Origin of the sequence: Peribacillus sp. YIM B13481, assembly GCF_042787985.1 — a bacterium.
GTDB classification, from domain to species: Bacteria; Bacillota; Bacilli; order Bacillales; family DSM-1321; genus Peribacillus; species Peribacillus simplex_A.
On the sequence record NZ_JBHZPE010000047.1, the window covers coordinates 20790 to 35652 of the forward strand.

The following is a 14863-nucleotide window of genomic DNA, read 5'->3' on the forward strand; positions in this document are numbered from 1 at the left end:
CAGAATTGTAAGGGTGTTAAAGCGGTATGTAATAAACTTCGATGGGAGCCTCCCGCTTTATTCATTATACTTACGGTAAGAGTAAGAAAGGGAGGTATTCAGGATGTCGATTTTAAAAGCGGAACAACTATCCAAAACTTATTTTCAAAAGCAGGGGAATTTATTTCATAAAGCGTTACATAATTTCACCATGAATGTACAGAAAGGGGAGTTTGTCGGAGTGATGGGTCCATCAGGCAGCGGGAAAACCACGCTGCTTAACTTAATGGCCACGATTGATAAGCCCACCACAGGTAAAGTCATTCTAAATGATCAAAACCCTAATGAATTAAACAATCAGGACCTGGCTTTGTTTCGCAGGAGGGAAATTGGATTTGTTTTTCAAGACTTCAACCTTCTTGATACACTTACCGTTCGCGAAAATATCCTCCTTCCTTTAGCGTTAGATCATTATAAACTGCAGGAAATGGAAAATAGGGTAAATCAATTGGCGAACCTTCTTGGTATAGAAGGGATTTTAGAAAAGCGGACTTTTGAAATTTCCGGAGGTCAGCAGCAACGAACGGCTTGTGCAAGAGCGATGATCCATGAACCTTCCATTATTTTAGCGGATGAACCTACTGGTAATTTGGATTCCAAATCTGCCAAGCAGGTAATGGATACCCTCACGACACTTCAGGAGAAAAAGGGAGCAACCATCCTCATGGTCACTCATGACCCGACTGCCGCCAGCTTCTGTGACCGGGTTCTATTCATAAAGGATGGCAAGTTCTTTTCGGAGGTTCATAGCGGAGGGGAGAGACAGAGCTTCCATAAAAGGATTTTAGATACGTTAAGCGTTTTGGGAGGAGTCTATCATGAACATCCGACTTCTCGCTAAGAGAAATATCCAAGGAAATGCACAACGTTATCTAGCATATTTTTTTAGTATTGTCCTTTCCGTCTCAATCTTTTTTATTTACGCATCATTTATCTTTCATCCTGATGTGGTCCATGCGAATATCCCTGGGGGACAGCTAATCAGTAGGGGGCTCATTGCAGCAGAAATAGTAATCATCATATTTTCGGTTTTCTTTATCGCTTATTCGAATGCCGCATTTATACAGCCGCGAAAAAAAGAGTTTGGGCTGCTGACACTGCTTGGAATGTCCAAATCCCAACTAAGAAAACTGATTTACCTGGAGCAAACGATGGTTTCCCTCATATCCATCCTGATCGGAGTAGGCTTGGGGTTTTTGTTCTCAAAATTATTCTTAATGGCAGTTTCTTGGTTATTGGCTGTAGAGCAACCAATTTCATTTGTCTTTGTCCCTGAGGCCTTTGTTTATACGATTGTTGGTTTCATTTTGCTATTTCAGCTATTATCGCTCCTTTCATTGTTCCACATTGGAAATGCAGAGGTTGTCGATTTACTAAAAGATAAACAAAAACCAAAAAAGACGCCCTTCGTTTCAAAGTGGTTAATTGCATTATCAGCAGTTTGCTTAAGCATTTCTTATTATTTGGCAGGCACGATGTCATTGAACAATTCTTATAGAGTAATGCCCATTTTATTCTTCGTACTGATCGGCACCTATTTTTTATTCAGCCAAAGTATTGTCGCTCTATGCAGCAGGCTTTATCGGAAGAAGAAAAGCTTATATGGTGGAACGAATTTAATTACTCAAACAAACCTGATATTTAATATTAAGGATTATTCCAGGTTATTCTTTTTGACCTCGATCATTACAGCCGTCATTTTGACAGCTGCAGGAACACTTTTCATGTTCAGTGCAGATTTAAAAAAGCAAGGGATGGATAACATTCCTCAATCAATTGGCTGGGTTGAAAATGACGCTTCTATTTATTCCGTTATTGAACCATCCGAGGTAGAGAAAATATTAAAGGAAGATGGATTCAAGATCCTTTACGAAGTAAATATGACAGGTGTCCCCATTATCCACATGTTACCCGATATGAGAACGGGAGAATCTAATGAAAATAGGTCATTGTTAATCTCGGAAAGTGATTATAATAATGCGGCTGCATTGCGAAAAATCGATCCAGCAAAATTATCTGGAAAAGAAGCATTATACATTTTTCCTTATGGAGGACTGGATTATCAATTCGCCCAAAAGGGAGAACAAAAGGAGCTTCACTATGGTAAACAAACCATACAGGTAACAATGATTGGTCAGCGCAATCAATCGATAGTCGCACCCATAAAATCAGCAACGACCCTGATGGTAATCGATGATCAGCTGTATCATGAAATAACTGCTAATGTGCCTTTAAAAGAGATGGTAAGAGTACGTGGGTATGAAATTAAAGATTGGGAAGAATCAATGGAGACATCTAGTAAAATCGAAAAAATGTCTAATAATCCTGCCCATAATCAATTGCAAACAAGAGCTCCGATTTATCAAGAAATGAAACAGGGAAGCATTTTGATCCTTTTTATCGGCTTGTTTGTCAGTTTATTATTCTTTATCGTCCAAGGAAGCATGATGTATCTGCGAGTTTTTACGAATTTAGAAGATAAAAAAATCCAAATTCATGCCCTACATCGACTGGGACTGACAAAAAAAGAAATACGGCAAATTTTAAGTGCGGAAATACGCATCCTCTTTTTCGCTCCTTTTCTGATAGGGATGATTCATGCCATAATCGCCTATGTGGCATTAAGCAATTTATTGGGATCCAACTTGTTCGTCTATTCTGCTATGGTCATCGGAACGTATTTTCTTTTTCAACTGCTATATTATCAAGTAACAAAAAAGATGTATGAGCGGGCAGTCATCAATTCGATTAAATAAAAGCTATATGTAAATGGAGTCAGGGGGCCCTGATTCCATTTTTTTGTATTAATGTCTCGTTAAAATGCCGTTTTCCTTAATGGTAAATTAGTTAATACGTACTATTGCAAGGGGAGTGATCCGCTTTTTTCATGAAAATGAATGGCATCTGAATAAAAATATGAATTTTGTTTCGATTTTATAGATTAAACCTTTACATTCTTGTAATATTTTCATATAAAGGGTAAAATTATTTATTTCAAGGCTAATATATTGAAATCAGCATCTGTTCTTTTTTTCGTGTTCTTATATAAAGTTATATTAATATAATAAATATATGGTAATAAAATGTTTTGCTAGAAATATTAAGTATTTAATTTAGCTTAAATTAAAATTTAAAAAGTTAAGGATCAAAAAAGAAGTGGATAATATGTTAATTACTTGATTAAATATAGTCCTGTATACCTATGTTTATTGCGAATGTTGGATTCTTTTCTATTACTTTTCCCCTTTATATAGTAAACTCATAAAAGGTTCGTTAACTTTTAGCTGCTAGAGACGAGGTAAGTTTAATCCTATGAAAAATAAAAAGTTAAGGGCATTTCTTTATTTGACCATTCTTTTATTAATTGTCTTCATTCTTCTAAATATGTTTTCTACTTATTTAAGCATTAAAAATTCTGTGCAAAAATCCGTTGCTAATCAAAACTTGGTAACTGCCAGGTCTATTGCCGACTCAATGGATATAGAGGCATATCAACGATTTCTTAATAACCAAGTAAATAGCCAGGAATATATGGATATAAAAGCTTATTTAGAGGATGCCCGTGAAAAAATCGGGGCATTGTATGTTTATACCATCATGGTTGATAATCCGAGAGTATCTAAAGCTATGATTACCGGATTTTCTAAAGATCATAAAGGGGATTTTCCTATCGGTGGTGTATGTACTGTTCCGTCGGAGCAGGTCGAACAGGCGTATGAAGGTAAAAGCTTTATTACCGGGATTCTGGAAGATCCGGAATATGGGGAGTATTTGACTGTGGGAGTGCCAATAAAAAATCAAGATGGCACCATTATTGGTTTTTTGGGCATTGATGTGAGTGCAGAGGATATTAATGCCATTAACGGAAAGGTATTGAAAAGCAGCATCGCCATCCTTGTTTATAACGGGGGATTTGTCATCATGTTGCTATTTACCTTTTTTGTCATTCAAAAATGGTATCAAAAAGAACTGACACGTGAAGTGGGGGATACGGAAGATACATATCAATCGGAATTTCAATCGCTCATTGCTTCAGTCCGCTCATTAAGGCATGATTTTTCCAATCATATTCAGGTGATACATGGACTGCTTAAATTAGGGGAGAACGCAAAAGCACTCGATTATTTAACTGGCCTTTCAAAAGAAGTGCATTCGATAGAATCGATGAAATTGGATGTGATTCATCCGGGCTTATCTGTCCTATTAGAGACAAAAAGGCTATCGGCACAGAATTATAACATCGATATAGAAATTGATGTTTCACCCAAATCTTTCAATCGGGTCAAAACAATCGATTTGATAAAATTATTATCCAATGTTATCGATAATGCAATTGAAGCAACAATTGAATTGCCCGAGCAAGAACGCCGAATGAATATTGCATGTAACGCTGATGATCAAAAGTATACGTTTATGGTCACGAACACCGGGCCAATGATTTCCACTTTAGATCAGGAGAATATATTCACCAGCGGATTTTCAACAAAAAAGGCACAAAAGGGTAAAGTTCGCGGACAAGGATTGTTCATCGTTAAAGACTTAGTGAACAGATATGATGGAGAGATTCATGTACAATCCACTGAAAAAGCAACGACCGTTACGATGACGATACCCGTAAATGGAAGAATGTGCTGTGAACTGTAAATCAAAAGGGAAGCGCAATGATAAAGAAGGTATGATTCCTCAAAATGCAGAAGGAATCATACCCTTTTTTAGTTATTTTTGATTATCTTGTATTTTGTTGAAAGGCCTTTATCATGCTTATTTTTCTCCATTAGTCCCAGCCGTTTCGCTATTACTTGGTCTAATGCGGCAAATGGAACTGGGGACTTCATCTATATTATGGCTGATCTATATGGATAAAAGAAGGGATAATGGTCACAATCGAATGTGAATAAAGGGATTTCAAGATGACGATTATTCCGGGAAAAGAGGTGAATAAAAGAATCTGAATTGGACATAATGGGTAGATGTTTAGCTGCTTTCATCGAGATTATGATAAGATAGGAAAAAATCATATAAGGCAGTGAGAATGTGAAACAACAAAAAGGAAAACTTCTCGTTATCATTGGACCGACTGCTGTTGGCAAGACTAAGATGAGCATTGAGATGGCAAAGTTATTTAATGGTGAAATTATCAGCGGAGATTCGATGCAGGTTTATAAAGGGATGGATATTGGGACTGCAAAAATCAAAAGAGAAGAAACAGAAGGGGTTCCCCATTATTTAATTGATATTAAGGACCCTGATGAACCATTTAGTGCAGCAGAGTTCCAGGAGCGCGCTAATGCTTGTATCGGGGATATCCAGAGCAGAGGTAAACTCCCAATTATCGTCGGTGGAACAGGATTATACATACAATCGGTCATCCATGATTATCAATTTTCGGAAGCACCATCAGACCCTGTTTATAGGGATGGACTCGAAAAACAGGTAAGGGAGTTTGGAATCGATCCAGTTTTTAAACAATTACGCAGCATTGACCCAGAAAGCGCGAATCGGATTCATCCTAATAATGTTAGAAGGGTGATCAGAGCACTTGAGATTTATCATTGTACAGGTAAAACGATGAGTGAGCAGCTGAGTGAACAGCCTACTGAATTTAAATATGATACATGCATCATTGGATTGACAATGGAACGTGAGAAGTTGTACCGACGTATCGATCAACGTGTTGATGGGATGGTAGAAGAAGGACTGATTCAAGAGGTGGAGTCCTTTTACGAAAAAGGTTTGAGGGATTGCCAATCAATCCAGGCTATAGGCTATAAAGAAATCTATGATTTTTTTGATGGAAAAGCTTCATTGGATGAAGCGGCTGAGACTTTAAAGCAAAACTCCCGTAGATATGCAAAAAGGCAATTGACTTGGTTTCGGAATAAAATGGATGTAAATTGGTTTAATATGACCGATCTCGAGGGTTTTCCAAAAAAAATACATGAAATATCTGGATTTATTGCAGGAAAGCTTTTCAATGAAGGCGAATACATAAATTTAGAGAGAAAAGAGGAGGACTAATACATGAAACAATCAGTAAATATTCAAGATCAGTTTCTTAATCAATTACGGAAAGATGGTACGTATGTGACGGTATTTTTATTAAACGGGTTCCAGATTAGAGGACAAGTAAAAGGGTTCGATAATTTTACCGTTTTATTTGAATCAGAGGGCAAACAGCAGTTAGTCTATAAACATGCGATTTCTACATTCGCTCCACAGCGTAATGTTCAGATTGATTACGAAGTGAAGGAATAATCATATATATGAATGTGAAAAACAGGTTTCGCTTATTGCGACCTGTTTTTTTGTATGTACGGTACGTTTCTTTTTCAAAGAATCGATAATTTTACGTACCTGTTTTGAATATATATAAGGGACGGATTATTTTCCGGGAAACCGCAGGAAATGACAATCCCACATAAATAATTGGTGGATGGGAATGAAACTTGTCGTAAAAAACCTCTTAGGAAAAAATCCTGTCAGAATAAGTCGCCGTTAGAAAAGGAATATGGCTAATTAAACTGAAATCTTTGGTATTCACAAAAAGAAATAATGAATTTTCCGATGGGGAAGTTTTGGCTATGTTACATATGCCTATTACCATCATAAATCTAATGGAAATTGTGGAGTAAGGGGTCCAAGATGGAGAGGTGAATGCATTGGAACAACCGATCCGTATGAAAAATAACGGGCAAATCAATATTGTGTTTAATGCGGAAAACAGAAAAGCGCTACAAAAGGATCTGCCGATAAAAGAAATTTTGGTGCAAGAAATCCCCCACCAGCATGTAGCGTTGAAAGAGATTGAAGATGACCTGAAATCGCTGGTCGGAATGGAAGAAATGAAACGGATGATAAAAGAAATATATGCCTGGATTTACATCAATAAACAACGTGAGGAAAAGGGGCTGAAGACAGGCCGGCAAGCGCTGCATATGATGTTTAAAGGAAATCCCGGAACTGGGAAAACAACGGTTGCACGTTTAATAGGTAAGTTGTTTCAAAAAATGAATGTACTATCGAAAGGGCATTTAATTGAAGCGGAGAGGGCAGATTTGGTCGGGGAATACATTGGTCATACTGCCCAAAAGACAAGGGATTTAATTAAAAAGGCCATTGGCGGGATCTTATTTATTGATGAAGCCTATTCCTTGGGAAGGGGCGGCGAAAAGGATTTTGGTAAAGAAGCCATAGATACGCTTGTCAAGCATATGGAGGATCGTCAACACGAATTCATTTTGATCCTTGCTGGATATTCAAGGGAAATGGATTATTTCCTTAGCCTAAATCCTGGCCTTCATTCCAGGTTCCCGCTTGTTGTTGACTTTCCGGATTATACGATTGATCAGTTAATGGAAATTGCCGATCGGATGCTGCAGGAAAGGGAATATCTAATGAATCGGGAGGCCGAAAGGAAATTAAAAGAACATTTAATCATATTACGTTCATTCCGGGGGCCGATTTCATTTTCTAACGGACGTTATATCCGAAATGTTCTTGAAAAGTCGATCAGGGCACAAGCGATGCGGCTTTTACTGGAGGATTCTTTTGAAAAAGCCGATTTACTGACCCTAACCAGCCAAGATTTGATTTTTGAGGATGATGAGAAAGAATGACATGGAAAAGCCCACCAAAATGGCGGGCTTTTCAAATTTATGTTTTAGGCACCCATTTTTTATTAGGGAGATGCCAATTATTAGTGTAAGAAAGGACTCGCAATATCGTAATGACAGCGAAGAGTGAATAAAGCTGCCAAGACTGGGATAATACACCACTGCCTAAAACCAAGCCTGTTATGATGGCCCATACTACGTAGATTTCTTTTCTGAAGACCAATGGCTTTCTTCCGGCCAGTACGTCACGAAGTATCCCGCCTCCGCATCCGGTTAATGCCGCAGATACAATGATGGCACTCATTGGATGATTAAGTTCCACTGCATACATCGCGCCTTGGATGGCAAAGGCAGAAAGGCCAATGGCATCACTGAGGTTTCCCCATCTTTTCCAGTGTTTTGAAAGGTTTGTAGGGAATACAAAAACGATGGTGATGGATACTATAGCGATGGCAAAATAGAAACTTTGATCCCATAATGTTGAAACGGGGACACCAATCAGCAGGTTCCGAATTGCCCCTCCGCCAAAAGCGGTTATGATTCCTAAAATATAAACTCCTAAAATATCATACTCTTCTTCCATGGCAATGATGGTTCCGCTAATGGCGAATGCAATCGTACCTATGATGCTTAATACTTCCCATGTCATATGAATTCCCTCTATGTCTTTTCGATTTTGATGGTAAAGTCAAATTTGATTTTAGCATGTTATCGGAATTTTTAAAACGGTAAAAGCTTTGTTTTAAGGAAATTTTTATATAGTCAATCTTTTTGTTATGATTAACTGAAATCTTCAAGAAGGTGGTGCATGATTTGGAAGAATCATCAAAGGAAACGGCCGTGTTGATTGGGTGTCAAACAACAGAGTCTACTGAACGTTTTAAATATTCACTCGATGAGCTGGCTTCATTGGCGAAGACGGCGAATGGTGAGGTGTTAATGACCATCACCCAGAAAAGGGAAAGCGTCGATCCAGCTACATATATAGGAAAAGGAAAAGTGGAGGAGCTTCGAAATCTGGAAGAGGAGCTTGAGCCGGATTTATTTATCTTTAATGATGAACTATCCCCGAGCCAGATTCGGAACCTTTCGAAACAAATGGAGGCAAGGATCATTGACCGGACACAGCTTATATTAGATATATTTGCTCAGCGGGCGCGATCCAGGGAAGGGAAGCTGCAGGTTGAACTTGCTCAGCTCCAATATTTATTACCGCGTTTGGTCGGACAGGGGACCGCGATGTCCAGGCTTGGAGGCGGAATCGGAACCAGGGGCCCTGGAGAAACGAAGCTGGAAAGCGACCGTCGCCACATTCGTGGGAAAATAGATGAAATCAAGCAACAATTAAGTGGCATTGTCAAGCATCGTGAACGCTATCGTGATAGAAGGAAACGTAATAAGACCTTTCAAATTGCCCTCGTGGGATACACGAATGCAGGTAAATCGACGCTGTTCAACCGTTTGACGGAGGCGGATTCATTCGAAGAGAACCAGTTGTTCGCTACACTGGATCCCATGACACGAAAAGCGATTCTTCCCAGCGGATTTACCGTGCTGCTGACGGATACGGTAGGATTCATTCAAGATTTGCCGACATCTTTAATCGCCGCATTCCGCTCGACTCTGGAAGAAGTGAAAGAAGCTGACCTATTGCTCCATGTGGTCGATTCCTCAAGTACAGATTACTTTAATCATCAGAAAACGGTGCAGGATTTGCTAAATGACTTAGAAGTCCCTTCCATTCCACAGCTAACGTTGTATAATAAGAAAGATCGGATTCATGCTGATTTTGTTAGGTCTTCCAGTCATGCTTCATTAATGATCAGTGCCTATGAACAATCGGACTTGAATCAAATTATGGAAGAAATTGAAAAATACGTGATTGAAGAAATGGTCCCGTATTATGTTTTCCTGCCGTCGAGTGAGGGTAAACTATTATCACAGCTGAAAAATGAAACCATATTGCGCACTCTCTCCTTTAATGAAGAATCGGAAAGATATGAATGCAAAGGTTTTTGTCTAGCTGATCATCCATTAACCGGGCAGCTTGAGAAATATTCATTATAAAGGGGAAGTTTGATGTATCAGCAGTTAACAAATGGAGAAGTGTTGAAAAACATTGCCCAGGACGTGGAAGCAATGATTTCTCCGTTACATAAGCAAGTCGACGAACGAATTGAAGAAAATCAATTTCGTGTATTACAAAGTTTTCAAGCACATAGGGTGAGTGATTCCCATTTCATCCCGACAACAGGGTATGGATATGATGATACGGGCCGCGATACGCTTGAATTGATATATGCAGATGTTTTTGGTGCGGAAGCTGGATTGGTACGCCCGCAAATTATTTCAGGCACACACGCCATCTCCACTGCACTGTTCGGCATATTGCGCCCGGGTGATGAATTGTTATACATAACTGGAAAGCCGTATGATACTTTGGAAGAGATTGTCGGTATCAGGGGATCGGGTATCGGATCTTTGCGCGATTTTCAAATCAGCTATAAGTCCGTCCCATTAGCGGAAGCGGGATCCGTTGATTTCGACGCCGTTAAACAAGCCATTCAACCAAATACTAAGATGATCGGTATACAACGGTCAAAAGGGTATGCTACACGCCCTTCCTTTACGATTGAAGAGATTAAGGAAATGATTTCCTTTGTTAAAGCCATTAATCCGAAAATCGTCGTGTTCGTGGACAATTGCTATGGAGAGTTTGTTGAAACACTAGAACCATGTCATGTCGGAGCAGATTTAATGGCTGGTTCACTGATTAAAAACCCAGGTGGCGGGATAGTGAAAACCGGTGGATATATTGTTGGTAAAAAGGGCCTTGTTGAAGCGTGCTCTTATCGATTAACATCACCTGGAATAGGGGCTGAAGCAGGTGCTTCCCTTTATAGTCTGCAGGAAATGTACCAAGGTTTCTTCCTTGCACCGCATGTCGTGGGCCAAGCTGTAAAAGGAGCCATGTTCACAGCTGCGTTTTTAGAAAAAATCGGTATGAATACATATCCTAAATGGGATGCGAAGCGTACAGATTTGATTCAATCTGTTCAATTTGATGACCGGGATAAAATGGTTGCCTTCTGTCAAGCCATCCAATATGCATCGCCAATCAATTCGCACGTGACACCATATCCTGCATATATGCCAGGATATGAAGACGATGTAATCATGGCTGCGGGCACCTTTATACAGGGAGCCAGCATTGAACTGACGGCAGATGGTCCAACAAGGGCTCCGTATGTTGCCTACGTTCAAGGCGGCTTGACCTATGCCCATGTTAAAATAGCAGTATTGACCGCTGTGAATGCATTGATGGATAAAAAACTGATTCAACTGTAAAAGAGAATATGTAATTTACGTAATGGGAGTCCAAATCAATGGATTCCTGCCATAAACAATAGTCGTAATATTTGAGTAGTTACAAATCATTTAACTCTTCTGAAAAAATGACGTCATAAAATGTAACATCATATTGACATGTTTAATAACATGGTATATGATTATTTTAAGATAAACAAAGGAGGATGCTAAGAATGAGCGGCAACAACATTCGGCGTTCTATGCCTCTTTTTTCCATCGGAATCGTCATGCAGCTAACTGAGTTGTCTGCACGCCAAATTCGGTATTACGAAGAGCATCAACTTATTACTCCTATGAGAACAGATGGAAATCGTCGGGTTTTTTCTTTAAACGATATCGATCGACTGCTTGAGATTAAAGACTTAATCGAACAAGGAGTCAATCTGGCCGGCATAAAAAAAATTTTCACTGTAAAGGAACAGAATTTACCTACCCAAGATTTAGAACAAGCGGAAAAAATAAGACGTGACCTTAGTGATGAGGAGCTTCGCAAGCTTCTGCGTGCCGAGCTTTTACAAGGAAGTAAGCATCGAACATCTCTTCGACAAGGGGATATGTCTCGTTTTTTTCAATAAAAAATATGATTTTATGAATGATTATTAGGGGGAATAAAAATTGGCAAAATTCACACGTGAAGACATCACTCGTTTAGCGAAAGAAGAAAATGTTAAGTACATTCGTTTACAGTTTACCGACATTTTAGGGACGATTAAAAACGTTGAAATCCCAGTCAGTCAATTGGAAAAAGCACTTGATAATAAAATGATGTTTGACGGATCTTCCATTGAAGGCTTCGTCCGTATCGAAGAGTCTGATATGTACCTATTTCCTGATTTAAATACATGGGTTATCTTCCCTTGGACTTCCGAAAAAGGTAAAGTCGCACGTTTGATCTGTGATATTTACAATACGGATGGAACACCTTTTGATGGGGATCCCCGTGCTAATCTAAAACGTGTTCTTGCAGAAGCAAGAGAAATGGGCTTCACAGATTTCAATCTTGGACCTGAGCCTGAATTCTTCTTATTCAAACTGGACGCAGCAGGCGAGCCTACTCTAGAATTGAATGATAAAGGCGGATACTTTGACCTTGCACCTACTGACCTAGGAGAAAACTGCCGTCGTGATATCGTTCTTGAGCTTGAAGAAATGGGATTTGAAATTGAAGCATCCCACCATGAAGTAGCTCCAGGACAACATGAAATTGACTTTAAATATGCGGATGCAATCTCAGCATGTGATAACATCCAAACATTTAAATTGGTCGTAAAGACGATTGCCCGTAAACATGGTTTACACGCAACTTTCATGCCAAAGCCATTGTTCGGTGTTAATGGATCTGGTATGCACTGTAACGTTTCATTATTCAAAGGAAACCAAAATGCATTTTATGATACAGAAGGAAAATTGGAATTAAGTAAAACAGCTGAGCAATTTATCGCAGGTATCATTAAGCATGCTCCAAGCTTCACTGCGGTAACAAACCCTACTGTTAACTCATATAAACGTCTAGTTCCTGGTTACGAAGCTCCTTGTTATGTTGCATGGTCCGCTAAAAACCGCAGCCCATTAATTCGTATCCCAGCTTCACGCGGAGTGAGTACTCGCGTAGAGGTACGTAGTGTCGATCCAGCAGCAAACCCATACCTGGCACTTGCTGTTTTACTGAAAGCTGGACTTGACGGCATCAAAAACGACTTGACTCCTCCAGCTCCAGTTGATCGCAACATCTATGTTATGAATAAAGAAGAACGTGAAGAAGTAGGCATCGTTGATCTTCCAGCTACTTTATATGCTGCATTGGAGAAATTAAAAGCTGATGAAGTCATCAAATCAGCACTCGGTGAACACTTACTTGAACACTTCATCGAAGCAAAAGAAATCGAGTGGGATATGTTCCGTACACAAGTTCACCCATGGGAACGCGAACAATATATGTCAATGTATTAATAGTTTCAAAGCCTTGGTATTACTGAGTTTCTCAGTTACCAAGGCTTTTTTTATTTTTATAAAATGAAAGGGAACGGGATGGCTGACCACATTTTGACCACATTTCAAACTATTTCATATTCAACTGGGGATAATCCATGTAATTTGAATATCCGTCCACACTTTTTTCTTCGAGTTTTTTTGATACGTGAGCATAGACATCTGCTGTTGTTTGAATGGATTTATGTCCTAAACGTTCCTGCACATCTTTTAAACTGGCTCCAGATTCAAGAAGTGAAACGGCGTGGGAATGTCGTAAACCGTGGATGGTTATATGTTTTGTGATTCCGGCTTTTCTACAGATGCGATTAAATGCTCTGTGTAAGGTGGATTTTGAATAGGGGAGGCCATTCCCTCGTTCGAAAACAAGAGTTGTTTCTCTATGATATCTATCTGCCAATTTCAACTTTATTTCCTTTTGCTTAATGACATGAGGTGTTAACAGAGCGGCAAGGCTTTCGTCGATTAAAATTTTTCTATACGATGTCTGATGCGGTTAGAAGATAACTCGACTGACGATGATGACGGATCCATAAAGAATGATTTAGTTGCGGTCTACGATGAATTAGAAACGCCAAAAGGTGAAATTACCGTTATACCTACAGGGTTTACAGAATTAGATCGAATGACAGCCGGATTACAAAAACAAGACCTTATTGTAATCGCTGCCCGGCCATCTGTAGGAAAAACGGCATTTGCTTTGAACATTGCTGAGGAAGTAGCAAAACAGAAGAATCACGCAGTCGCAATCTTCTCCCTTGAAATGGGTAGAAAACAATTGTTAAAAAGAATGATTTCGAGCAACGGTAGAATCAATGCACAGCATATCCGAACGAGTAACCTTGTTGATAAGGATTGGGGAAAGCTAACGGGCGCAATACCATCATTCCTGGTCAAATTAAACTAAAGAAATTTGAACATCTTGAAACACACGAGCTCCCTCCGCATTGGCAAGACATAATAAAACAGAGAGCCCATTAAACAAGTTTAAGTCTGGCGAAATAATTTTAATAACAATAGAACTAATGTACCTCAATAATTGGACTATTTTCCTTAAATTTAGGAAAGATAATTTTGAGGTGAAGCTATTATGAAAGTGCTAACTTTATGGATTATTTCCATTACGATTTTGTTTTTTGGTTCAATTCAGGGATACGCTCAACCTAAAGAATGTCCTGTGTTAAGTAACTTAGAAAAAACATCCATCAAGGATAGAAACGAGGTAATTGAAGCATTAAATACTTTAATCCTAAAAACTTATGGAACTGGAATAGACGATTTTCCTGACATATATACTAAATGGAATGTAGTAACGGCCAAACCTTTTCCTAAAACAGTTGGTATTAAAGAAGAAGAAGCCTATTTTGGAATGGCAAAGACCTTTTGTGGTAAAGAAATTGCTGAGAAATCATGGCTTGTACGTTTAGATTTCTCAAAAGCACCTGGGGCTAACTTAGCCCAAGGTCAAATATTTTTAGCAAAAAGTAAAGAAAAGGGATGGTTTGTTTGGTTTCAATACCATTAAACTACTATTCCATATTTAACTAATGAGGCGTTAGTTGAAGAACCATTAATTGATTTTATAGCAAAGGACATATCTTAGTTACTCCGTTAAAGGGCGCTATTCCGAAGTAATCATAAAAGTCCATTTTCTTATTTTTAATGTTATTGAGAGAATGGGCTTTTTATATTTTTTCATAATCCAAAATAGCGCTTAAAATAGGTGCAAAATAACTCCTAAAGTGACACATGTAAATATAAGCATCCGAAAAAACTTGGACAGGTTACACTTAGTTGGACAATAAAAATAAGGGCATGTAGAATCATACACAATAAGTGAGGAGAATCTACTA

General features: G+C 38.8%; 13 protein-coding genes and 1 pseudogene. 12 read left to right on the forward strand and 2 right to left on the reverse strand.

What is annotated here, in order from left to right; genetic code table 11:
- The first annotated feature begins 103 nt into the window (after nucleotides 1-103).
- The 6 genes from ACFX4X_RS20515 to spoVK all read left to right on the forward strand — a co-directional run bounded on the left by ACFX4X_RS20515 (nucleotide 104) and on the right by spoVK (nucleotide 7655).
- Nucleotides 104-880 (forward strand): ABC transporter ATP-binding protein, encoded by a 777-nt coding sequence (locus ACFX4X_RS20515; protein WP_377385918.1) that lies wholly within the window; start codon nucleotides 104-106, stop codon nucleotides 878-880.
- Entirely contained in the window at nucleotides 858-2795 is a 1938-nt protein-coding gene (locus ACFX4X_RS20520) for an FtsX-like permease family protein (RefSeq protein WP_284471227.1), read from the forward strand. The genes ACFX4X_RS20515 and ACFX4X_RS20520 overlap by 23 nt, the downstream gene beginning before the upstream one ends.
- A 556-nt stretch (nucleotides 2796-3351) precedes the next feature.
- Entirely contained in the window at nucleotides 3352-4683 is a 1332-nt protein-coding gene (locus ACFX4X_RS20525) for an ATP-binding protein (protein WP_377385922.1), read from the forward strand.
- Nucleotides 4684-5136: 453 nt separating this feature from the next.
- Entirely contained in the window at nucleotides 5137-6057 is a 921-nt protein-coding gene (gene miaA / locus ACFX4X_RS20530) for a tRNA (adenosine(37)-N6)-dimethylallyltransferase MiaA (protein WP_377385943.1), read from the forward strand.
- Between the two features lie 3 nt (nucleotides 6058-6060).
- Complete coding sequence (hfq, locus tag ACFX4X_RS20535) at nucleotides 6061-6294, forward strand: RNA chaperone Hfq (protein WP_034313436.1); 234 nt, start codon at nucleotides 6061-6063, stop codon at nucleotides 6292-6294.
- A gap of 404 nt (nucleotides 6295-6698) precedes the next feature.
- Nucleotides 6699-7655 carry a stage V sporulation protein K gene (spoVK, locus tag ACFX4X_RS20540; protein ID WP_061466029.1) on the forward strand — a complete coding sequence of 319 codons (957 nt, stop codon included), beginning with the start codon at nucleotides 6699-6701 and terminating at the stop codon, nucleotides 7653-7655.
- 37 nt (nucleotides 7656-7692) lie between these two features.
- On the opposite strand, the gene ACFX4X_RS20545 is transcribed toward spoVK, so the two are convergent.
- A complete protein-coding gene (locus ACFX4X_RS20545; RefSeq protein ID WP_377385925.1) occupies nucleotides 7693-8301 on the reverse strand; it encodes a trimeric intracellular cation channel family protein in 609 nt (202 codons plus the stop codon).
- A 164-nt stretch (nucleotides 8302-8465) separates the two neighbouring features.
- Here ACFX4X_RS20545 and hflX point away from each other — a divergent pair, with 164 nt between their 5' ends.
- The 4 genes from hflX to glnA all read left to right on the forward strand — a co-directional run bounded on the left by hflX (nucleotide 8466) and on the right by glnA (nucleotide 12971).
- Nucleotides 8466-9719: a GTPase HflX gene (hflX, locus tag ACFX4X_RS20550; RefSeq protein WP_377385928.1), complete on the forward strand. Its 1254-nt coding sequence runs from the start codon at nucleotides 8466-8468 to the stop codon at nucleotides 9717-9719.
- A gap of 12 nt (nucleotides 9720-9731) precedes the next feature.
- Entirely contained in the window at nucleotides 9732-11000 is a 1269-nt protein-coding gene (locus tag ACFX4X_RS20555; RefSeq protein WP_377385931.1) for a methionine gamma-lyase family protein, read from the forward strand.
- A 194-nt stretch (nucleotides 11001-11194) separates the two neighbouring features.
- Nucleotides 11195-11596, forward strand: a complete 402-nt coding sequence (locus ACFX4X_RS20560) for a MerR family transcriptional regulator (RefSeq protein ID WP_061462503.1) — start codon at nucleotides 11195-11197, stop codon at nucleotides 11594-11596.
- 40 nt (nucleotides 11597-11636) lie between these two features.
- Entirely contained in the window at nucleotides 11637-12971 is a 1335-nt protein-coding gene (gene glnA, locus ACFX4X_RS20565) for a type I glutamate--ammonia ligase (RefSeq protein WP_377385934.1), read from the forward strand.
- A 109-nt stretch (nucleotides 12972-13080) separates the two neighbouring features.
- Here glnA and ACFX4X_RS20570 read toward each other — a convergent pair whose 3' ends face one another.
- A complete protein-coding gene (locus tag ACFX4X_RS20570) occupies nucleotides 13081-13410 on the reverse strand; it encodes a tyrosine-type recombinase/integrase (RefSeq protein WP_377385937.1) in 330 nt (109 codons plus the stop codon).
- Nucleotides 13411-13539: 129 nt separating this feature from the next.
- Between ACFX4X_RS20570 and ACFX4X_RS20575 the strand changes: the two are divergent.
- A pseudogene (locus tag ACFX4X_RS20575) lies at nucleotides 13540-13896 on the forward strand (replicative DNA helicase); the annotation flags it as partial.
- Nucleotides 13897-14100: 204 nt separating this feature from the next.
- Entirely contained in the window at nucleotides 14101-14535 is a 435-nt protein-coding gene (locus ACFX4X_RS20580; protein ID WP_377385939.1) for a hypothetical protein, read from the forward strand.
- Nucleotides 14536-14863 lie beyond the last annotated feature (328 nt).

Excerpts from the sequence above, each read along its gene's own strand:
- ACFX4X_RS20515 (WP_377385918.1), top strand. The coding sequence starts at position 104 with ATGTCGATTTTAAAAGCGGAACAACTATCCAAAACTTATTTTCAAAAG.
- ACFX4X_RS20520 (WP_284471227.1), top strand. The coding sequence starts at position 858 with ATGAACATCCGACTTCTCGCTAAGAGAAATATCCAAGGAAATGCACAA.
- ACFX4X_RS20525 (WP_377385922.1), top strand. The coding sequence starts at position 3,352 with ATGAAAAATAAAAAGTTAAGGGCATTTCTTTATTTGACCATTCTTTTA.
- miaA (WP_377385943.1), top strand. The coding sequence starts at position 5,137 with ATGAGCATTGAGATGGCAAAGTTATTTAATGGTGAAATTATCAGCGGA.
- hfq (WP_034313436.1), top strand. The coding sequence starts at position 6,061 with ATGAAACAATCAGTAAATATTCAAGATCAGTTTCTTAATCAATTACGG.
- ACFX4X_RS20545 (WP_377385925.1), bottom strand. The coding sequence starts at position 8,301 with ATGACATGGGAAGTATTAAGCATCATAGGTACGATTGCATTCGCCATT.
- ACFX4X_RS20555 (WP_377385931.1), top strand. The coding sequence starts at position 9,732 with ATGTATCAGCAGTTAACAAATGGAGAAGTGTTGAAAAACATTGCCCAG.
- ACFX4X_RS20560 (WP_061462503.1), top strand. The coding sequence starts at position 11,195 with ATGAGCGGCAACAACATTCGGCGTTCTATGCCTCTTTTTTCCATCGGA.
- ACFX4X_RS20580 (WP_377385939.1), top strand. The coding sequence starts at position 14,101 with ATGAAAGTGCTAACTTTATGGATTATTTCCATTACGATTTTGTTTTTT.